This is a genomic window from Halomonas sp. GXIMD04776 (assembly GCF_049808615.1).
Classification (GTDB): domain Bacteria; phylum Pseudomonadota; class Gammaproteobacteria; order Pseudomonadales; family Halomonadaceae; genus Modicisalibacter.
Window position 1 is genome coordinate 261,590 of record NZ_JBNCAN010000001.1, and the last position, 20,330, is coordinate 281,919.

Annotated in this window: 18 protein-coding genes and 1 pseudogene; 14 read left to right on the plus strand and 5 right to left on the minus strand. The window is 60.2% G+C overall.

The window, feature by feature from the left end; translation table 11 throughout:
- The first annotated feature begins 82 nt into the window (after positions 1-82).
- The 10 genes from ACPF7Z_RS01245 to tdh all read left to right on the plus strand — a co-directional run bounded on the left by ACPF7Z_RS01245 (position 83) and on the right by tdh (position 13,262).
- Complete coding sequence (locus ACPF7Z_RS01245; RefSeq protein ID WP_425191334.1) at positions 83-2,410, plus strand: DUF3141 domain-containing protein; 2,328 nt, start codon at positions 83-85, stop codon at positions 2,408-2,410.
- Positions 2,407-3,549: an MlaE family lipid ABC transporter permease subunit gene (locus ACPF7Z_RS01250; protein ID WP_425191335.1), complete on the plus strand. Its 1,143-nt coding sequence runs from the start codon at positions 2,407-2,409 to the stop codon at positions 3,547-3,549. The genes ACPF7Z_RS01245 and ACPF7Z_RS01250 overlap by 4 nt, the downstream gene beginning before the upstream one ends.
- A complete protein-coding gene (locus ACPF7Z_RS01255; protein ID WP_425191336.1) occupies positions 3,543-4,358 on the plus strand; it encodes an ABC transporter ATP-binding protein in 816 nt (271 codons plus the stop codon). Before ACPF7Z_RS01250 ends, ACPF7Z_RS01255 begins: the two co-directional genes overlap by 7 nt.
- A gap of 1 nt (position 4,359) precedes the next feature.
- Complete coding sequence (locus ACPF7Z_RS01260; RefSeq protein WP_425191337.1) at positions 4,360-5,247, plus strand: MlaD family protein; 888 nt, start codon at positions 4,360-4,362, stop codon at positions 5,245-5,247.
- Entirely contained in the window at positions 5,244-5,891 is a 648-nt protein-coding gene (locus tag ACPF7Z_RS01265; RefSeq protein WP_425191338.1) for an ABC-type transport auxiliary lipoprotein family protein, read from the plus strand. The genes ACPF7Z_RS01260 and ACPF7Z_RS01265 overlap by 4 nt, the downstream gene beginning before the upstream one ends.
- A 107-nt stretch (positions 5,892-5,998) precedes the next feature.
- Positions 5,999-7,075, plus strand: coding sequence for an HlyD family secretion protein (locus ACPF7Z_RS01270; protein ID WP_425191339.1), 1,077 nt, complete (start codon positions 5,999-6,001; stop codon positions 7,073-7,075).
- Entirely contained in the window at positions 7,075-9,834 is a 2,760-nt protein-coding gene (rbbA, locus tag ACPF7Z_RS01275; protein ID WP_425191340.1) for a ribosome-associated ATPase/putative transporter RbbA, read from the plus strand. The genes ACPF7Z_RS01270 and rbbA overlap by 1 nt, the downstream gene beginning before the upstream one ends.
- A 1-nt stretch (position 9,835) precedes the next feature.
- Positions 9,836-10,951, plus strand: coding sequence for an ABC transporter permease (locus ACPF7Z_RS01280; RefSeq protein WP_425191341.1), 1,116 nt, complete (start codon positions 9,836-9,838; stop codon positions 10,949-10,951).
- 95 nt (positions 10,952-11,046) lie between these two features.
- Positions 11,047-12,240: a glycine C-acetyltransferase gene (locus tag ACPF7Z_RS01285; RefSeq protein WP_425191342.1), complete on the plus strand. Its 1,194-nt coding sequence runs from the start codon at positions 11,047-11,049 to the stop codon at positions 12,238-12,240.
- Positions 12,237-13,262 (plus strand): L-threonine 3-dehydrogenase, encoded by a 1,026-nt coding sequence (tdh, locus tag ACPF7Z_RS01290; protein ID WP_425191343.1) that lies wholly within the window; start codon positions 12,237-12,239, stop codon positions 13,260-13,262. Before ACPF7Z_RS01285 ends, tdh begins: the two co-directional genes overlap by 4 nt.
- Positions 13,263-13,367: 105 nt before the next feature.
- Here tdh and ACPF7Z_RS01295 read toward each other — a convergent pair whose 3' ends face one another.
- The gene (locus ACPF7Z_RS01295; protein WP_425191344.1) at positions 13,368-13,991 is read right to left on the minus strand and encodes a YbhB/YbcL family Raf kinase inhibitor-like protein; all 624 of its coding nucleotides are present in this window, start codon (positions 13,989-13,991) and stop codon (positions 13,368-13,370) included.
- A gap of 235 nt (positions 13,992-14,226) precedes the next feature.
- Here ACPF7Z_RS01295 and aguA point away from each other — a divergent pair, with 235 nt between their 5' ends.
- Positions 14,227-15,333, plus strand: coding sequence for an agmatine deiminase (aguA, locus tag ACPF7Z_RS01300; protein WP_425191345.1), 1,107 nt, complete (start codon positions 14,227-14,229; stop codon positions 15,331-15,333).
- An 82-nt stretch (positions 15,334-15,415) separates the two neighbouring features.
- On the opposite strand, the gene ACPF7Z_RS01305 is transcribed toward aguA, so the two are convergent.
- Positions 15,416-16,276 carry a PhzF family phenazine biosynthesis protein gene (locus ACPF7Z_RS01305; protein ID WP_425191346.1) on the minus strand — a complete coding sequence of 287 codons (861 nt, stop codon included), beginning with the start codon at positions 16,274-16,276 and terminating at the stop codon, positions 15,416-15,418.
- A 100-nt stretch (positions 16,277-16,376) separates the two neighbouring features.
- On the opposite strand from ACPF7Z_RS01305, the gene ACPF7Z_RS01310 reads away from it, so the two are divergent.
- Positions 16,377-17,264: a LysR substrate-binding domain-containing protein gene (locus ACPF7Z_RS01310; RefSeq protein ID WP_425191347.1), complete on the plus strand. Its 888-nt coding sequence runs from the start codon at positions 16,377-16,379 to the stop codon at positions 17,262-17,264.
- Here the strand turns inward: ACPF7Z_RS01310 and ACPF7Z_RS01315 are convergent.
- Positions 17,180-17,446, minus strand: a pseudogene (locus ACPF7Z_RS01315) (hypothetical protein); the annotation flags it as partial. The gene ACPF7Z_RS01310 and the pseudogene ACPF7Z_RS01315 overlap by 85 nt on opposite strands.
- Positions 17,447-17,580: 134 nt before the next feature.
- On the opposite strand from ACPF7Z_RS01315, the gene ACPF7Z_RS01320 reads away from it, so the two are divergent.
- Positions 17,581-18,009, plus strand: a complete 429-nt coding sequence (locus ACPF7Z_RS01320; protein ID WP_425191348.1) for a DUF2231 domain-containing protein — start codon at positions 17,581-17,583, stop codon at positions 18,007-18,009.
- Positions 18,006-19,322: a PQQ-dependent sugar dehydrogenase gene (locus tag ACPF7Z_RS01325; RefSeq protein ID WP_425191349.1), complete on the plus strand. Its 1,317-nt coding sequence runs from the start codon at positions 18,006-18,008 to the stop codon at positions 19,320-19,322. Before ACPF7Z_RS01320 ends, ACPF7Z_RS01325 begins: the two co-directional genes overlap by 4 nt.
- A 60-nt stretch (positions 19,323-19,382) precedes the next feature.
- On the opposite strand, the gene ACPF7Z_RS01330 is transcribed toward ACPF7Z_RS01325, so the two are convergent.
- Positions 19,383-19,958, minus strand: coding sequence for a hypothetical protein (locus tag ACPF7Z_RS01330; protein ID WP_425191350.1), 576 nt, complete (start codon positions 19,956-19,958; stop codon positions 19,383-19,385).
- 209 nt (positions 19,959-20,167) lie between these two features.
- Positions 20,168-20,320 (minus strand): IS3 family transposase, encoded by a 153-nt coding sequence (locus ACPF7Z_RS01335; protein WP_425191357.1) that lies wholly within the window; start codon positions 20,318-20,320, stop codon positions 20,168-20,170.
- Positions 20,321-20,330: the final 10 nt, after the last annotated feature.

Sequence of the window (20,330 nt, forward strand, 5' to 3'; positions counted from 1 at the left end):
GAGAACGCCCGGGTTAGACTGCTAATCAATAACTCGGGGCGTTTGCCAACGCTCATCGCAAGCGCTTTCATGGGGAGCTTTCATGGATCGTCACCAGGATACGTCAGCAACCACCCAGATAAACCCGCAAGAAACAACGCACGCAGCAAAAAGCGCTGCCAGGCAGTTGGTCGGCAATATCGCCGAACTTCAGCGCCAGCAAGGCCAGAACCTGCTGACCAATCTGCAAAGGCGCCAGCAGGACATGATCGAACCCGCGCTCGAGGGCAGGCTGAAGATGCCCGGCCCCGGCGACTGGCTCAGCTATCTGGTGGATGCAGGCGAGCGCAGCGTGTTGTTCTGGAACACCCTGCGAAAGCGCGCCGACAACACCCGGGCCCACGAGCAGGCCGGCTCACCGCCGCTGCTCAAGTTCGATTACGAGGTGTTGCTGGACGGCGCCGATCTCGAGGTTCCGGTCAACTATTCCCTGCTGCGCATTCTGCCCGGCAAGGACCAGCCCATCGACGAGATGCTGGCGCCGGTGATCGTCATCGATCCTCGCGGCGGCCACGGCGCCGGTATCGGCGGCTTCAAGCAGGATTCGGAAATCGGTGAGAGCCTGCGCGCCGGCCATCCCACTTATTTCATCGCTTTCGGTTACTCTCCGGAACCTGGCCAGACCATGACCGATGTGGCAATGGCTCAAATACGCTTTATCGAACTCATTACCGCGCGGCACCCGAAAGCCAGTAAGCCGGTGATCATCGGTAACTGTCAGGCGGGTTGGGCGCTGATGGGGCTTGCCGCCGCCCGTCCGGAGCTGCCGGGGCTGGTCATCGTCAACGGCGCACCGCTGGCCTACTGGGCCGGCGAAAATGGCAGCAATCCGATGCGTTATGCCGGTGGCCTGATGGGCGGCGCCTGGGCCACCCGACTCGCCAGCGACCTCGGTAACGGACGCTTCGACGGTGCCTGGCTGGTCAGCAATTTCGAGAATCTCAATCCCTCCCATACCCTGTGGTCCAAGGGCTACCAGCTTTATGCGAATATCGATACCGAAGCGCCGCGCTTTCTTGACTTCGAGCGCTGGTGGGGTAGCCCCAACCTGTTCAATGCGGAGGAAATCGAAGCCATCGTCGATGATCTGTTCATCGGCAACCGGTTGGCCGGTGCCACGAGCGGCAGTGGTAATCTGCTCGATCTACGCGCCATCAAGACACCGGTGGTGGTGTTCTGTTCCTACGGCGACAACATCACGCCGCCCCAGCAGGCGCTGGACTGGATCGTCGATCTCTACCCGGATGACTTCGCGCTGCAGAGCGCCGGGCGCACCATCGTCTATCTCAAGCATGCCAGTACGGGACACCTGGGCATCTTCGTTTCCGGCAAGGTGGCGCGTCGCGAGCACCGCCAGATGATCAATGCCATCGACGAGATCAAGGCGCTGCCGCCGGGGCTCTACGAGCTGATCATCGACGAGGTTCCCAACGGCGATGCCTGTGAGTATCAAGTGCATTTCGAATCCCGCGGCATTGCGGATATCCGAGCCCTCGACTCGGACGGTCACGACGAGGACCGGGAATTCATCGAAGTCGATCGCGTCTCCGAAATTACCAGTAACCTTTACGGCTGGATGGTACGTCCCTGGCTCAGCCGAGCAATCAATGAGCCCATGGCGGAGGCGCTGCGAAAGACACATCCGTTTCGTCTCAATCGCAGTCTCTGGGGTAGCCAGAACCCATTTCTCTGGTGGCTGCCTGGCGCCGCGGAGCAGGTGCGAGAAACTCGCCATTCCATCGATCCGCAAAACCCGCTGCTGGCCTGGCAGGACTTGGCGTCACGCAATATCGTCAATACGCTGGATACCTGGCGAGATATCCGTGATGCCAGCAATGAGACCAAATTTCATGCGATCTACGGTTACCTGAGCCTGCTTAGCGGTGCAACCAGTTCGCCCACGGAAAAACGCCGCAACGAAAGCGAGGAGCGCGAACGCATCGAGCAGCTCAAAGATGCACTATCGGAAGGCGGCGAGCTGGAAGCCGCTCTGCGGGTGCTGCTGCTGTTCGCCAAGGCGGAGGGCAAGTTGTCCAAGTCAGCCTTGGAGACCGTCGTTCAGGGCTATCGCAAGGCGTCGACGCATCTTCCGGATATCGCGACGATTCGCGAGATCACCCGCCAGCAGAACCTGCTGGTCTTCGCCTATCCCGAGGAAAGCCTGCAACAGCTACCGAATCTGGTACCGGAGGCGGAGGCCCGGCAGCGCATACTCGACACCATTCCCAAGATCGAGCCGGCCTGGTGCGACGGCGAGGGCGAGACCGGAAAGCTGTGGCGTCATCTAAACGAGATTTTCGAACAGCCTTCGAGCCGGTCGTCAAGCCGCCCGAAGAGCCAATCGCCGCGTAGATCGTCGAAAGCCAAATGAACCTCGGCACGAGCCGAGCCGGTCGACTCGACGATCAGCCCGACAGTTTGCATATCATCGGCGACTGGACGCTTGCCTACTACCCCGATCTAAAGGAACAGATCGACGCTTTCAAGACGCAGACCGAGAACGGCAACGGCCTCAATAGAAGCGTCGATTTAAGCGCAATCGAGACCCTGGATACCGCCGGGGCTGCGCTGCTGATCGACCTGCTCGGCGTCCAGCGCATGACGGCGATCCTGCAGGGGTCGTCGGATATACCACCCGCCCGTCGGGCGCTGCTGGACACCATGGTCCGCGCCATGGCAACGCCATTGACGCCGGAAGTCTGCAGAATGTCGCAACCGCTGGTCTTTCTGGCGCAAACCGGTGAGCGAGTCAAAGGTTTCTGGCGACAGCAACGCCTGCTGCTCGGCTTCATCGGTCTGATCCTGAGCACGCTGGTGACGACTCTGTTGCGCCCCAGGCGCTGGCGCATGACTGCGCTGGTCGCACAGATCCATCAGACTGGTCTCAACGCCATTGGCATCGTCGCCCTGCTGACCTTCCTGGTCGGGGCGGTAGTGGCCTTTCTCGGCGCCACGGTGCTGCAGAGCTTCGGCGCAACGATCTATACGGTCAATCTTGTCGCCTTTTCCTTCCTGCGGGAATTCGGCGTGTTGCTGGCGACCATTCTGCTTGCCGGACGCACCACCAGCGCCTTTACCGCCCAGATCGGCTCGATGAAGGCCAACGAGGAGATCGATGCCATTCGCGCCTTCGGGCTAAACCCTGTCGAGCTTCTGGTGCTGCCTCGAGTGCTTGCCATACTGGTGACACTGCCGATCCTGACGTTCGTGGGCATGTTGAGCGGCATCCTTGGCGGGGCACTGGTGTGTCTGCTGGTCCTGGACATTACGGCGCTGCAGTTCTTCACCATCCTGCAGAACGTGGCACCTCACCACTTCATCGTCGGCCTGTCCAAGGCGCCGTTATTTGCCTTTTTCATCGCGGCCATCGGCTGTCTGGAAGGCTTCAAGGTCAGCGGCAGCGCCCAGTCCGTGGGGGAACACACCACCTCTAGCGTGGTGCAGTCGATCTTCATGGTGATTCTGCTGGACGCCATCGCCGCGCTGTTCTTCATGGAGATGGGATGGTGAGCCTCGATAAAGACAAGCCGATGAGCGGCGACCACGTTCTGATCAGGATACGCGACCTGGGGAATCGCTTCGGTGAGCATGTCGTGCATGAACATCTCGATCTGGACGTCTATCGCGGAGAGATCCTTGGTGTGGTAGGGGGCTCCGGCAGCGGCAAGTCGGTATTGCTGCGCAGTATCGTCGGATTGCTGCGCCCGAGTGCCGGCAGCATCGAAGTGTTCGGTGAGGATCTGCAGGGGCTGACGACCGGGCGCCGCTCCCTGCTGGAACGGCGCTTCGGCGTACTGTTTCAGCGCGGCGCGCTGTTCTCTTCCTTGAATCTGCAGGAGAACGTGGCCTTTCCGGTGATCGAGCACCTGGGGCTTGCACGCGCCGAGGCGGAGTTCCTGGCCCGGGTCAAGCTGTCCCTGGTGGGCCTGCCGGCAAATGCCGCCCTGCAATACCCGGCGGAACTCTCCGGGGGGATGATCAAGCGGGCTGCCCTGGCCCGGGCATTGGCCCTGGACCCGGAGGTGCTGTTTCTCGACGAACCCACCGCGGGGCTCGATCCCATCGGCGCGGCGGCCTTCGACCAGCTGCTGTTGACCTTGCGAGACGCCCTGGATCTGAGCGTGTTTCTAGTTACTCATGATCTGGATACCCTGTACAGCACCTGCGATCGGGTCGCCGTGCTATCCCGACGAAAGGTGCTGGCGGCGGATCGTCTGGAAGTGGTCGAAAAAGTGGACGACCCCTGGGTCCGCGACTACTTCCATGGTCCTCGTGCGCGCTTGGCGCGGCAACATCCTGATTCCTCGGAGGTGAGCTGATATGGAACCTCGTGCCCATCATGTGCTGATAGGCCTGTTCACCCTCATTGCTCTTGGCGGCATATTGCTGTTCGCCCTCTGGCTGGGCAAGTCGAGCGTCGAACGCGACTATAGCTACTACGAGATACGCTTCAATCAGGCCGTCAGCGGACTGGCCGTGGGCAATGCGGTGCAATACAACGGCATCCGGGTAGGCAACGTGCTGGATCTGATGTTGAGCCCGGACGACCCCGGCCAGGTGCGGGCGCTGGTGCGCGTCTACAGCGACATCCCGATCAAGGAAGACACCCGGGCCAGCCTGACGCTGGCCAACATCACCGGCAGCATGAGCGTTCAACTCAGTGGCGGCACGCCACAAAGTCCGGATCTTGCCAGTGATCCCGATCAGCCAGCGGTGATCATCGCCGAACCCTCACCCCTTCGCTCATTCCTGGCGGATGGTGAAACCCTGGTCGGCAGCCTCGATCAACTGCTGAACAACGCCAATCGGCTGCTGTCGGCGGATAACGTCGGGCGGGTCGAGCGTATCCTGTCGGATGTGGCGCTAATCACCGCTTCGCTGGCGGCACAGCGCGGTGAGCTTGCTCAGGCGGCGACGCACTTCAACCAGGCCGGCCAGAAGGTCAACGCGCTGCTGGAAAATCAGGCAAGCGTGGCGTTCGACGACGCCCAGCGCGGGATGACGACCCTGGCCCGCACGAGCGCCCGTCTCGAAGCCTTGCTTGCAAACAACGAAGCCTCTCTCGACCAGGGATTGAGCGATTTCGGGCCGGCCATCAACGAGCTGAACAGCGTGCTGGCCAACCTGAACCGCATCACCCGGCGCTTCGAGGAAAACCCCTCCCAGTATCTGTTCAAGGGCGACACCCTGCCGGAGTTTTCACCATGAGCGCGAGCAGCAAGAGCACCCATCGGCGGGCCGCTGCCTGGAAATTTCTTGTCCTGATGATCCTGGCGAGCTCCCTGGCGGCCTGCACCCTGCTTCCCGGAGCGGAGCCGGCGCGAACCTTCATCCTGCCGGTCGGCGCGCAGGCGCCCTCAAGTAATGCACCGCTGGATGCCACGCTGCAGGTTGCAACGCCGCGGGCCAATGCGATCCTGAAGAACCGTCGCATTCTGGTCATGCCGTCATCGAACGAATTGAGTGTCTACAAGGGAGCGCGCTGGAGTACGGATGTGCCTGTTCTGCTGCGCGATCGCCTGATCGAGGCATTTCGCCAGAGTGGCCGTCTGACCGGCGTATTTGCCGGCAGTGCCCCGGTCAGGAGCGACTTCATGCTGCTCAGCGAACTGGATGCCTTTCACAGCGAGTATCAGGCAGACACCCCTTGGGTCGTCATTCGCCTCGACGCCCAGCTGATCGAAGGTGCCAGCCGCCGTTTGCTGGCCAATCGGTATTTCACGGTGCGCATCAAGAGCGAGGGTACGCGCATTGAATCCGTCGTCGATGCTTTTGGCCGGGCGGCGGATGAACTCAGTGAGCAACTACTTGACTGGGGGCTCGCCAATATTGCCGATCATGTTGAAAGCTGATCGATATCAAGCGATGTTCAGGACACAAGTACTAGACTGCCAGTAACGTTTGCCAGCTAATTTTATCGCCCCGCTACTGAGCCCTTTTGAGCGACAGGAACAATGCCATGAAGCATGCGAACAGGAAATCCCTCATCAAGCTATCGATCATTGCCGGCATCGTCCTGGTCCTGGCACTGCTGGCCTGGCAGCTGTACAAGCCCGAGGGGCTGCCCGAAGGCTTCGCCAGCGGCAATGGTCGCATCGAGGCCACGGAGATCGATGTGGCCACCAAGCTCAGCGGTCGCTTGATGGACGTGCTGGTGGACGAGGGGGATTTCGTCGAGCCGGGTCAGGTGATCGCGCGCATGAACACCGACACCCTGGAAGCCGAACTGGCCCAGGCCAGGGCTCAGGCGCGCCAGGCGGAAAACGCGCTGAACACGGCCCGCAGCGTGGTGGCTCAGCGTAAAAGCGAACACGAGACCGCCAAATCCGTGGTCAATCAGCGTCAGGCAGAGCTTGATGCCGCCCAGAAGCGCTATCAGCGCTCCGCCACCCTGGTAGAACGTAATGCGCTTTCGCGTCAGCAGCTCGACGATGATCTGGCGGCCCGCCAGAGCGCCGAGGCCGCCTTGGCGGCCGCCCGCTCCCAGGTGCTGTCCGCGGAGGCGGGCATCGAATCCGCCCGCTCCCAGGTGGTCGAGGCGCAGTCCGCCATCGAAGCCGCTAAAGCCGCCGTTTCCCGTGTCCAGGCGGATATCGACGATAGTGAGCTGAAAGCGGATCGCGTGGCCCGGGTGCAATATCGCATTGCCCAACCGGGTGAGGTGTTGGGCGCCGGCGCCAAGATCCTCAACCTGGTGGATCTGACCGATGTCTACATGACCTTCTTCTTGCCTACTCGTGACGTGGGCCGGGTCGGTATCCATGATTCGGCGCATATCGTGCTCGATGCGATCCCGGATTATGTGGTTCCGGCGCGCATCAGTTTTGTGGCGAGCGTCGCCCAGTTCACCCCCAAGGCCGTGGAAACCGAGAACGAACGGGAAAAACTGATGTTCCGGGTCAAGGCGCGGCTCGACCCGGAGCTTTTGATGAAATACGTGGAGCAGGTCAAGACCGGTTTACCCGGAGTGGCCTATGTAAAACTTGATGATGACGCGCAGTGGCCTGAAGAACTCAAGATCAACGTGAGGCCATAATGGCAGTTCAGGAAAGTGTCGCCAGCCTAAAGCACGTCACCCTGTCGTACGGCAGCGTTCGAAAAGGCAAGGTCAAGGCGCTGGATGATCTGAGTCTCGATATCCCCAGGGGTCAGATGGTGGGATTGATCGGCCCGGACGGGGTCGGCAAGTCGAGTCTGATGGCGCTGGTGTCCGGCGCTCGTCGCCTTCAGCAGGGCAGCGTTTGGGTGCTCGGCGGCGACATGGCGGATGCGGAGCATCGCCGCGTCTACTGCCCGCTGATTGCCTACATGCCCCAGGGCCTGGGCAAGAATCTCTATCCCACCCTGAGCGTGCGAGAAAACCTCGAGTTTTTCGGCCGGCTGTTCGGCCAGGGCAAGGAGGAGCGGGATCGTCGCATCGCGGACCTGACCCGCAGCACCGGGCTTGAAAAATTCACCGAGCGCCCGGCGGGCAAGCTTTCCGGCGGCATGAAGCAAAAGCTCGGGCTGTGCTGTGCCTTGATCCACGATCCGGATCTTCTGATCCTCGACGAGCCTACCACCGGGGTCGATCCCTTGGCGCGCAATCAGTTCTGGGATCTGATCGCGCGCATTCGACGCCAGCGGCCGCAGATGAGTGTGCTGGTGGCTACCGCCTACATGGATGAGGCGGCGCGTTTCGACTGGCTGGTGGCCATGGACGCGGGCCGCATTCTCTCGGTCGGCACGCCAACGGAACTACTCGAGCGCACCGACAGCGAGAATCTCGAGGCCGCCTTCATCGCTCTGTTGCCGGAAGCCAAGCGCGCACAGCATCGCAAGGTGGAGATACCTCCGCGCGAATCCAGTGACGAGATCGCCATCGAGGCCTTTGGGCTGACCAAGCGCTTTGATGATTTCACCGCGGTGGATCACGTGAGCTTTCGTATCGAACGCGGCGAGATTTTCGGCTTTCTTGGCTCCAACGGCTGCGGCAAATCCACCACCATGAAGATGCTGACCGGCCTTCTGCCCTTTAGCGAGGGCGAGGCCTGGCTGTTCGGCCAGCCGGTGGACCCGAGCGACCTGGAGATACGTCAGCGAGTCGGCTACATGTCCCAGGCTTTCTCCCTGTACGGCGAGCTGACGGTGCGTCAGAACCTTGAACTGCATGCGCGCCTTTATCGGATTCCCGAAGAGGAACGTGAACCGCGCATCGAGGAAATGCTCGAACGCTTTTCGCTCGAATCCGTGGTCGACAGCCTTCCCATGAGCTTGCCTCTGGGGGTCCGTCAACGCCTGTCCCTGGCGGTGGCGGTGATTCACAAGCCGGAAATATTGATTCTCGACGAGCCGACCTCCGGGGTCGATCCGGTGGCCAGGGACAACTTCTGGGAACTGCTGATTTACATGTCCCGGGAAGAGCAGGTCACCATCTTCATCTCCACCCACTTCATGAACGAGGCACTGCGCTGCGATCGCATGTCGATGATGCATGCAGGCAAGGTGCTGGACAGCGATACCCCGACGGCGTTGCAGGAAAAGCAGAACGCCCCGACCCTGGAAGCCGCCTTCATCGCCTATCTCGAGCAGGCCAGCGACGATGCGTCTGATGCGGATCCACTCCTGGATACACCTGCCACTGTATCGCAATCGCCTTCGGAGCAGACCTCTCAAACGTCGGAGCCCAAACGCTTCAGCTTCCTGCGTCTTTACAGCTACGCAAGTCGGGAGGCCATGGAGCTGCGCCGGGACCCTGTGCGCGGCATCCTTGCCTTGCTAGGAAGCGTGATACTGATGTTCATCATGGGGTACGGCATCAGCATGGACGTGGAAGACCTGCCCTATGCAGTGCTTGACTACGACCAGACCACCACCAGCCATGAATACGCCTTGAACCTGGCGGGATCGCGCTATTTCATCGAGCAGCCACCGCTTGCCAATATCAATCAGCTCGATGAGCGCATGCGTACCGGCGAGATCAGTCTGGGGGTGGTCATTCCGCCGGGGTTCGGGCGCGATCTCAAGCGAGGCGCCAATCCAGAAGTCGCTTTCTGGGTCGATGGCTCGATGCCCAGCCGCGCGGATACGGTCAAGGGCTACGTTCAGGGCATTCACGTGGACTACCTGAAAAACCTCGCCCGGCACGCACCGGTTGGCGTCAGCCCGATCTCCGCAGAGGTGGCGCTTCGCTACCGCTACAACCCGGACGTGCAGAGCCTGCCCGCCATGGTGCCGGCGGTGATTCCCATGCTGCTGATGATGATTCCGGCGATGCTTACCGCCCTTGGAGTGGTGCGCGAGAAGGAAATGGGCTCGATCACCAACTTCTATGTCACTCCGGTGACCCGAACGGAATTCCTGCTGGGCAAGCAGCTGCCCTATGTCGTGCTGGGCATGGTGAATTTTCTGATCATGGTGGCCCTGGCGGTGTTTGTCTTCGACGTACCGATAAAGGGCAGTTTCCTGACTTTGTGCATCGCCGGACTTTTGTACATATTCTGCGCAACTGGGCTTGGCCTTCTGATGTCCTCGGTGCTCAACAGTCAGATCGCCGCCATCTTCGGCACCATGATCGCTACCCTGATCCCCGCGGTGCAGTTCTCCGGCATGATTCACCCGGTGTCCGCCATGGAAGGAGGTGCTGCTTTCATCGGCAAGATCTATCCGACCGCCCACTTCTTGATCATCAGCCGCGGGGTGTTCGCCAAGGCGCTGGGCATGGCGGATCTCTATCCGTATCTCATTCCCTTGTTGATCATCATTCCTGTGCTGCTGCTACTCAGCATCGCCGGTCTTCGACAGCAGGAAAAATGACATGCGCATCCTCAGCAACATTCTCCAGCTCGGCATCAAGGAGCTACGCAGCCTGAGCCGCGACCCTGCCCTGATGCTATTGATCGTCTACGCCTTCAGCTTCAGCGTCTATTCCAGCGCCACCGCAGTGCCGGAAGCACCCTTCAGAGCCACCATCGGCGTGGTCAACGAGGACCCGTCGCCGCTTTCCTATCGCATTCTCGATGCCTTTCAACTGCCCTACTTTCTGCCGCCCGAACCCATTACCCATGCCCAGATGGACACCGGCATGGACGAAGGGCTGTACACCTTCACCTTGAACATCCCGCCAGATTTCCAGAGGGACCTGCTGGGCGGGCGCAACCCCGCTGTTCAGCTCAACGTCGACGCCACCCAGGTCAGCCAGGCGTTCACCGGTGCCGGGCATATCCAGCAGATCATCAATAGCGAGACCTCCAGTTTTCTGCAGCGCTATGCCGGACAGGATGCGCTGCCGGTGGAGGCCGTGGTGCGCATGAACTACAACCCCAACCTGGATCGCAGCTGGTTCGGTGCCGTCAACTCGGTCATCGATCAGATCACCATGCTCTCGATCATCCTGACCGGCGCGGCGCTGATTCGCGAGCGCGAACACGGCACCATCGAACACCTTCTGGTCATGCCGGTAACCCCGGTGGAGATCATGATAGCCAAGGTGTGGTCCATGGGGCTGGTAGTGCTGCTGGCCTCCGCCTTTGCCCTGCGCTTCGTGGTGCAAACCTGGCTGAACATACCCTTGGCGGGCTCCCTGTGGCTGTTCCTGCTGGGAGCCGCGCTGCACTTGTTCGCCACCACCTCCATGGGCATCTTCTTCGGCACCGTGGCCCGATCGATGCCGCAACTGGGGCTCTTGATCATCCTCGTGCTGATCCCCCTACAGATTCTCTCCGGGGGCATGACGCCGCGGGAAAGCATGCCGGAAGCCATCCAGAACATCATGCTCACAGCGCCCACCACCCATTTCATCGAACTCGCTCAGGCGATACTCTTTAGAGGTGCGGGGTTCGCTATCGTCTGGCCACAACTGTTGGCCCTGGCGGTCATTGGCGGTCTATTCTTTATTATCGCCCTGTCGCGGCTGCGCAAGTCATTGAACTGATACCCTGCTGCCGCAACGCTGGTCGCATCACTCTCAAACGGGTGACAACGCACACGGGCCTTTTCATTCGGCCCATTGACAAGGAGTCAATCACCATGTCTCAGGCATTTCAGGCACATCTCGATCGGCAGCTTCAGGAGCTGCGCGAGGAAGGGCTCTACAAGCAGGAGCGCGAGCTACTCTCGCCTCAACGGGCCAAGGTCAAGGTCGCGAGCGGCGAAGTCATCAATTTCTGCGCCAACAACTACCTGGGCCTGGCGGATGACCCGGACCTGATCGCCGCGGCCAAACGCGGCCTCGACGATCAGGGCTTCGGCATGGCCTCGGTGCGTTTCATCTGCGGTACTCACGCAGAGCATCGTCATCTGGAAAAACGCCTGGCGGAGTTTCTGGGCATGGACGACGCCATCCTCTATTCGTCTTGTTTCGATGCCAACGGTGGGCTGTTCGAGACTCTGTTCGGCGCCGAGGACGCGATCATCTCCGATGCCTTGAATCACGCCTCGATCATCGACGGCGTGCGGCTGTGCAAGGCCAAGCGCTATCGCTACGCCAACAACGACATGACGGAGCTTGAAGCGCGCCTAAAGGAAGCCAGTGATGCCGGCGCGCGCTTCAAGCTGATCGCCACGGACGGCGTGTTCTCCATGGACGGCGTGATCGCCAACCTCAAGGGCATCTGCGATCTTGCCGAGCGCTATGATGCGATGGTGATGATCGATGACTGCCACGCCAGCGGCTTTCTCGGTGACAAGGGTCGCGGTACCCACGAATATCACCAGGTGATGGATCGCGTGGACATCGTCACCACCACCCTGGGCAAGGCCCTCGGCGGCGCCTCCGGGGGCGTCACCGCGGCGCGCGGTGCCATCGCCGAATGGCTGCGCCAGCGCTCCCGGCCCTATCTGTTTTCCAATGCGTTGGCCCCGCCCATCGTGGCCGCCAGCCTTGCGGTACTCGACATGGTCGAACAGGGCGATAAGCTACGCAGCCAGCTGTGGGACAACGTTGCACGCTTTCGCGAAGGCATGAGCCAGGCCGGCTTTACCCTGGCCGGTGCCGATCATCCGATCATACCGGTGATGCTGGGGGATGCACGCCTGGCCAGCGAATTCGCCGATCGGCTGCTCGAGGAAGGCATCTATGTGATCGGCTTTTCCTTTCCCGTGGTGCCCAAGGGGCAGGCGCGCATTCGCACCCAGATGTCCGCGGCTCACACGTCTGAACAAATCGACACCGCCATCGATGCCTTCACCCGCATCGGTCGCGAACTCAAGGTGATTTCATGAAAGCGTTATCGAAACTCAAGCCGGAACCCGGCATCTGGATGACCGATGCGCCGGTGCCGGAAATCGGCCACAACGATGTGCTGATCAAGATTCATCGCACCGCTATCTGCGGCACCGACATGCACATCTATCAGTGGGATGAGTGGTCCCAGAACACCGTGCCGGTGCCGATGATCACCGGCCACGAATATTCCGGCGAGATCGTCGCCCTCGGCGAAGAAGTCCGGGGGTTCGAGGTGGGCGACCGGGTCTCCGGCGAGGGCCACGTCACCTGTGGCCACTGCCGTAACTGTCGCGCCGGACGACGTCATCTGTGCCGCAACAGCGTCGGCGTGGGCGTCAATCGCCCCGGCGCCTTCGCCGAATACATGACGCTGCCCGCCTACAATCTGTTCAAGTTGCCGGACGAGATTTCCGATGAGATGGCGGCGATCTTCGATCCCTTCGGCAACGCGGTGCACACCGCCCTGGCCTTTGATGTGGTGGGCGAGGACGTGCTGATCACTGGTGCCGGTCCCATCGGCATCATGGCCGCCGCGGTGATACGCCATATCGGCGCCCGCCATGTGGTGATCACCGACATCAACGACTACCGCCTGGAACTGGCGGCCAAGATGGGCGCGACGCGCACCGTCAACGTCTCCAGGGAGAGGCTCCAGGACGTGATGGCCGACCTGCACATGCATGAAGGCTTTGACGTGGTGCTGGAAATGTCCGGCGTGCCGGCGGCAGTGGATGAAATGCTCGATGTCATCAACCACGGCGGCAAGATCGCCATGCTCGGCATTCCGCCCAAGGAAATGGCCATCGACTGGACCAAGGTGATCTTCAAGGGCCTGACCATCAAGGGCATCTACGGCCGGGAGATGTTCGAGACCTGGTACAAGATGGCGAGTCTCATTCAGTCCGGGCTCGATCTGAGCCCGATCATCACCCACCGCTTCAGTATCGACGACTTCGAGAAAGGCTTCGAGGTGATGGGAACAGGGAAGTCGGGAAAGGTCGTTCTGGATTGGACGTAATTCGATCTATTGCGCTCGTGACGATCACGCAACCAATATTTTACAACGCTGCAAAAGACCCTCGCTTATGAAATAGCGAGGGTCTTTCTTCAACGCGAGCCAATTTTAGCGTAACGCGGGATTCAGCGTATAAGTGCCGGTCACCGTGGCCTTGTCCAGCACATGATCCTGCAGCGCCTTCTCGGCTTCGATACCGGTGAATTCACCGTTCAGCCCCAGGGATTCCACGTCGAGCGCATAGACCGTGAAATGATAATGGTGCATGCGCTCGTCGTTCCAGGGCGGGCAGGGACCATCGTAGCCGCCGTAGGTGCCTTCCATGTCCGGGTCACCGGCCAGGAAATCGGTGAAGGAATTGATGCCGCGCAGGCCGAGTTCGCTGGGGCCGGGCTCCTTGCCATGGGGCGTGACGCCGTCTGAATCCGCGCCCTCCTCGATAGCACTGGTGTTCACTGGAATATCCACCAATACCCAGTGATAGAAGTTACGCCGCTTGAGATCCGCCGGCAGCATCTTCCCGGACTGATTGGCGTCGCTGGCATCCTCGGGCACGTCCGGGTCCACCACCAGGATGGCATAGCTCTTCGTATTTTCCGGAGCACCTTCCCAGGTGAGAGCAGGGTTGCGGTTCGGCCCGGTGGCCATGGGTTCACCATCGCCCGGCACGCCAAACGCGAACCTTTCGGGAATGGGTTGGCGGTCGTTGATGCCCTGTATGGTCAGCTTCATTGTCACCTCCTGTGTCATTGATCGCATCTGCTTCAGCCTAGCAGGCCGTTGGACTTAACGCTGAGCTACTGCTGACTCGATAACCATTATTTGTGGTCATTGTCTTACGTTTTTTCAAGGCATTGATACTTCCCGAGTCTTATCGGTTAGCCTGAAACGTTGAATAAAACGTACCATGGCGCCTTCGCCGGCAGTGTGTAAAGCTGAAGCTCAATCCGACCTTTTCGCGATCGCCATGACTGACAACAACACTTTAAATCACGCCTCGACTCCCGTAGAACTCGGCTTTTCCATGCCCGCCGAGTTTGCGCCCCACGATGCCTGCTGGATGCTGTGGCCCCAACGCCCCGACAACTGGCGTTACGGTGCCAAGCCGGCCCAAGAGGCCTTCGTCGCGGTGGCCAGCGCCATCGCCGAAAGCGAGACGGTATTTGTCGGCGTCAACGACGACCAGTACGAGAATGCCCGCCATCACTTGCCCGCTCATATCCGCGTGATCGAACTCTCGAGCAACGATGCTTGGATGCGCGATGTCGGGCCCACCTTCCTGACCCATGCGGACGGGCGACTGGCGATGGTGGACTGGGAATTCAATGCCTGGGGCGGTCTCAACGGGGGGCTCTATTTCCCCTGGGACAAGGATCGGCGCATTCGCATGAAGATCGCCGAGATGTTGGGAATCGAGCGCTTCATCTTGCCGTTGGTACTCGAGGGTGGAGCGATCCATGTGGATGGCGAAGGCACCCTGATCACCACTGAGGAGTGCCTGCTCAACCCCAATCGCAATCCGGAATGGAACAAGGCGGACATGGAACGCGTGCTGAGAGGCTTTCTCGGCGTGAGCACGATCATCTGGCTACCCCGGGGCTGTCATCAGGATGAGACCGATGGCCACGTCGACAACCTGTGCTGCTTCGTCGCCCCGGGAGAAGTGGCACTGACCTGGACCGACGACGAGAACGACCCGCAGCATGTTATTTCCCGTGAAGCGCGGGAAATCCTGGAAAATGTCACGGACGCCCAGGGACGCCGCCTAAAGGTTCATTTATTGCCCCAGCCGGGGCCACTGACCATCGCCGACACGGAAGCCAGCGGCGTCGATCGTCTGAGCGGCTCAAAGCCCCGTCAGCCCGGCGATCGCATGGCCGGCTCCTATGTCAATTTCTATATTGGCAACTCGGTCGTCGTCATGCCGCTGCTCGATCCTGCTCATGACAATGAAGCCAAGACCATCCTCGAAGCTCTCTTCCCGGACAGGCATGTCATTGGCGTGCAGGCTCGCGAGATTCTACTGGGAGGAGGCAATGTCCACTGCATTACCCAACAGCAGCCCAAATGTTGAGCCTACAGGAGGCGTCACCGCCCCTCCCAAGCGTACCTCGATGGCCTTATCGGTATCACGTAGATAATGCTTGATTCTCTGTTCATGGCTTCTGATTCCAAGCCTTCTCCGGTATGTCCACCACTGTGCCAGTAACTACGATACCGCCTCGGCTCGGTATCTCGACTTCTAGCAGACTTGGTCGCCCCATCGTCACACCTTGGTGGATCGTTAGCTTTGCAGGTACCTTGATCAGTCCCGCCTCACGTAAATAACCGCCCAACGCCGCCGCTGCCGCGCCGGTGGCCGGATCTTCCACCACGCCACCTACCGGGAAAGGATTACGCGCATGGAACCGCGACTCCGATTCGCGCCAGACGAGCTGCAGTGTAGTCAGGTTCTCCCGCAGCATCAGCGCTTTGAGCGCTTCGAAGTCATAATCCAGTCGTTCGAGCCTCGTCTTCGATGCCACCGCCAGCACCAGATGCCAGGCCCCGCCATAAGCCTTGGCCGGCGGCAGCTCCGCATTCAGCTCCGTGAAATGCCAGCCGAGAATCGCCAGTGCTTCCTCGACCAGGGCCGGCATGGCTGATTGGTAGTCTGGCGCCACCGACGTCAATGACGCCTGCCAGCCACCGTCCACCTGACGAACCGTCACAGGCACCTTGCCCACGGCGGTATTCAACTCATAGGTGCCCTCCCCGCTCAGGCGTCCTAATACCACACCGCTGGCCACGGTGGCATGACCACAGAAGCTCACCTCGGCCCGAGGACTGTAGTAACGCACGGTACGACTTTTGCCGTGAAGCGGCGCGATGAAAGCCGTCTCGGAATAGCCAACCTCTGCAGCAATACGCTGCATGGTAGCGGCGTCGGGTAGCGCCTCACCCACCCAGACGCCGGCAGGATTGCCGCCCCGGGGGTCACGGGTGAAAGCGGAAAGTCGATAGAGGGTGCCAGTCATGAGCATTCTCCTGATCGGTGAGCCATGACTCGCATTCTGGCCTTAGCAAGTGTAATAACAACATATCGATTCTCAGCCTCAGGCTTAACTGGAGTAAGCCATGCCTTCGCGACTCCCATTGGCTACTCTGCGCGCCTTCGAGGCGGCGGCACGCTTGAGCAGCTTCAGCGCCGCCGCCAATGAATTACACGTCACGGCCGCTGCTGTCAGTCACCGCATCAAGGCCCTCGAGGAAGGCATCGGCGTACGACTGTTCGAACGGAAGCCGCGAGGCGTCGCCTTGACCGAGGCCGGCGCCCGCTATCGGGACCGCATCGCCGAAGCCTTCATTCTCATCGAGCAGGCGACCAGCGAGATCGGCCAGCCCAGCATGGAGGGCTCGCTGCGAGTGTCGGCACCCCACGCCTTTCTGCAGCACACCTTACTGCCACGGATAGGCGAGCTGCTGCACCGACATCCAGGGCTGAAACTGACACTGGAGGGGGACAACCGGCTCGCCAACCTTCACGAAGACGAGGCCGATATCGCCATCCGCTTCGGCGCTGGCCATTATCCTGGCCTACAGGCCGACCATCTGATGGATGACGCCATTACCGTGCTGGGCCCGGCAAATGGAGGACCAAGAGGGTCGATGAATAGCAACTGGCAAAGCGCCTGCTTCATCGAAGACAGCAGCACCGTCATAAGCGAACCTTGGAGCCAGTGGGGCCCGTGGTGGCGTGAAGCTGGCTTGCATGCTCCCGAGGAGTTAAGACGCCTGACAGTCTCCGACAGCGGCCTGGCGCTCGCCGCCTGCGCTCAAGGGCTGGGACTATGTCTTGCACGCTTATCGGTAGCCCGGGATCTGATTCGCCAAGGCGCAGTCACCCCGCAGCGACCTTGGCGACGCACGGAGTTCAGCCACTATCTGGTCACACTGCCGGGTTCGGCGGATACGCCGCCAATCCCGTTGATGATGCGGTTGGAGACCTTCTCCAAAAGCTCATAAGGCAGGTGCGCCCAACGGGCGGTCATGAAGTCGATGGTTTCCACGGCGCGCAGCGCAATGACCCATTCGTAGTGGCGGCCATCGCCGACCACGTCCACGGACTTCACCGGCAGGAACACAGCGAAGGCTTGGCTGGTCTTGTGGTATCAGTCGGCGCTGTGTGGCTCTTCGATGAAGATGCCCTCGCCTTCTTTAAACTGTTGAAGACGCAAAGAGTCAACTACACTCCAGCCGAATGGACTGGATATCACCTACAGGAAAAACGCGGGTCGCCCTGGGCGGCGTATCTTCGCCTGATCAGCAAAAGGAGCTTGCCGTGATCGCCACTGCCGAACGATCCTATCGAAGCGGGTTGCATCCGCTTCATGGGGTATTGCTTGCCGGAACCCTGCCGCTCTTTCTTGGCGCCGCGTTGAGCGACTATGCCTACTCATCGACTTATTACATACAGTGGACCCACTTCGCGTCCTGGCTGATTGTCGGCGGTCTCGTGTTCAACGGCCTCGCGCTGCTATGTGCATTGATTGGCCTGTTTCGGGCCGATGGCCGTCGTCGGCTTTCCCTCGTTTACTTCGTTCTTCTGTTGGCCACCTGGATACTCGGCTTCATCAATGCGCTGGTTCATACCCGGGATGCCTGGGGCGTGATGCCTACGGGTTTCGTGCTTTCGATCATCGTTACCGTGCTGGCTTGCGTGGCGACCTGGCTCGGTTTCTCCCGTCTCAGCGCTGGAGGTAAAGCATGAAATTTTCCAGCATTCGCTACGCCGCTCCGCTTTCGACATCCCTGATTTCGATATTCCTGATTGCCGGGACAGCCAGCGCTGCCGAAGTGGAACGACCCTACGGCGCCAACCCGACACTGCCCGAGCCGCAGCGCGGGCTGTTGCCCAGCATGACGATCCCCAAGCCGGCGCCATGGGGCGACCAGAAACCCACGGTGCCCGATGGCTATTCGATCACGGCCATCGCCACCGATCTCAAGGTACCGCGCCAGACACTGGTGCTGCCCAACGGCGATATCCTGGTGGCAGAAGGTAAAGGCGGTGGCGACGCCCCCAAACCGAGACCGAAGGATTTCATTGCCGGTGTCATCATGTCCCAAGGGACCACCTCGGTCGAGAGTGGTGACCGATTGACGCTGCTGCGCGACGGCAACGATGACGGCACCTATGAGGACCAGACGGTTTTCGCCGAAAACCTCAACGCGCCCTACGGGCTTGCCCTGGTCGATAATGATCTTTTCGTGGCCAACCAGGATGCGCTGGTGCGATTCGATTACGAGGAAGGCCAGACCCAGGCCAGCGGCCCGCCCGAGGTAGTGACGCTGCTACCATCCGAGATCAATCACCACTGGACCAAGGCGCTCACCGCCAGCGCGGACGGACAATTTCTCTACGTCGGCATCGGCTCCAACAGCAACATCACCGAGCGCGGCATGGCGGCGGAAGTCGACCGGGCCGAAATATGGCAGATCGATGCCGAGACCGGCGCGCACAAGCCTTATGCCACCGGCCTGCGTAACCCCACGGCGCTGACCATTCAGCCGGATACGGATCAGCTATGGGCGGTAGTGAACGAACGCGACGAATTCGGGCCCAACCTGGTGCCCGACTACCTCACTTCCGTGCAGGAAGGCGGCTTCTATGGCTGGCCCTATAGTTACTGGGGGCAGAACGTCGATTCGCGAGTGCGCCCGCAGAAACCCGAAAAGGTGGAATCGGCAATTTCGCCCGATTACAGCCTCGGCTCACACCGGGCGCCGCTCGGCCTCGACTTTTCCACGCCCGCCGTGGGCGATAAATTCGCGGAAGGGGTATTCATCGGCGAGCACGGCAGTTGGAACCGCTCGGACCCCGTTGGCTACAAGGTGGTCTTCGTGCCTTTCAGCAACGGCCAACCTGACGGCGACCCCATCGACTTCGTAACGGGCTTTCTCACAAGCGACAGCAAGACGCGCGGTCGACCGGTCGGCGTAACCGTTGCCCCGGACGGCGCCGTGATTATTGCCGACGACCTTTCCAATACCGTCTGGCGAGTGACGCGGGAGGGGGGTTAGGGAGATCTAGAACCGTGCCATGCTGATAAACGGTGCATACGCAGAAGGCAGCGGCGCGCTTTAGCGCGTCCGCTGGCCTGATTTGTTAGCAGAGATGTCCGTCAGGCCCCCGGAGACATATTTGTGCAGGACGCTGGAGACCAGAGACTGGTACGGAAGCCCCTCCTCCAGAGCCAGGCGCTCAAGTGCCTCCAAATCCCGGCTAGAGATACGGATATTAATCCGTTTGTCTTTCTTGACTGTTTCTTCCGCTGCCTTGGTAACATATTCCCGGCGATCAGGGTCCAGATCTGACTCAAACTCTCCAGACTCATAAGCCTCAAGCAACTCTTGTTCTTCAGGATTTAATTTGGTGTTGGCCATACTGCCCCCTAGAAATTTCTTGGTGGCCTTGCGGCTGGGGATAATCGTCTTGAGAAAGAATTCCTTGTCACTCTCAATGTACGGTACCAACCAGGCGTAATCATCAATCCGAACCACAAACAGGCGCTGGTTTGGATACTTGTCCTTGTTGGGGTGAGGTCCATCATCAAGTAAACCACCAGATTGGAGGGCGAACAGAACGTCTTCAAAGGAGACTCCGCGCTCGCTCATCAACTGCTGGTTCTTTTCAGCATTCCAGTTAATGTGCTTCATGGAACGAGTCTAGCAGAGTGTGTGCCTATTGGCATCTTGCTAACGCTGAGATAAGCAGCGGCCCGACATGGACGTCCGGTGTAAGCCTCAGGCCGGAATGGAGTTCCCCCAATAAAATGGACACGCTCCATCAGCTAATCTCTTCGAACTCTAACGGAGTCCGATAGCCCAGGCCACTGGAGTTCCCCCAATAAAATGGACACGCTCCATCAGCTAATCTCTTCGAACTCTAACGGAGTCCGATAGCCCAGGCCACTGTGCAGCCGTTGGCTGTTATAAAAGCCCTCAATATAGTCTTTTATGTGTTTCCGTAATTGCCGCATCGTCACGAAACTGGTGGCATGCAGCAATTCTCCCTTCAGCGTCTTGAAG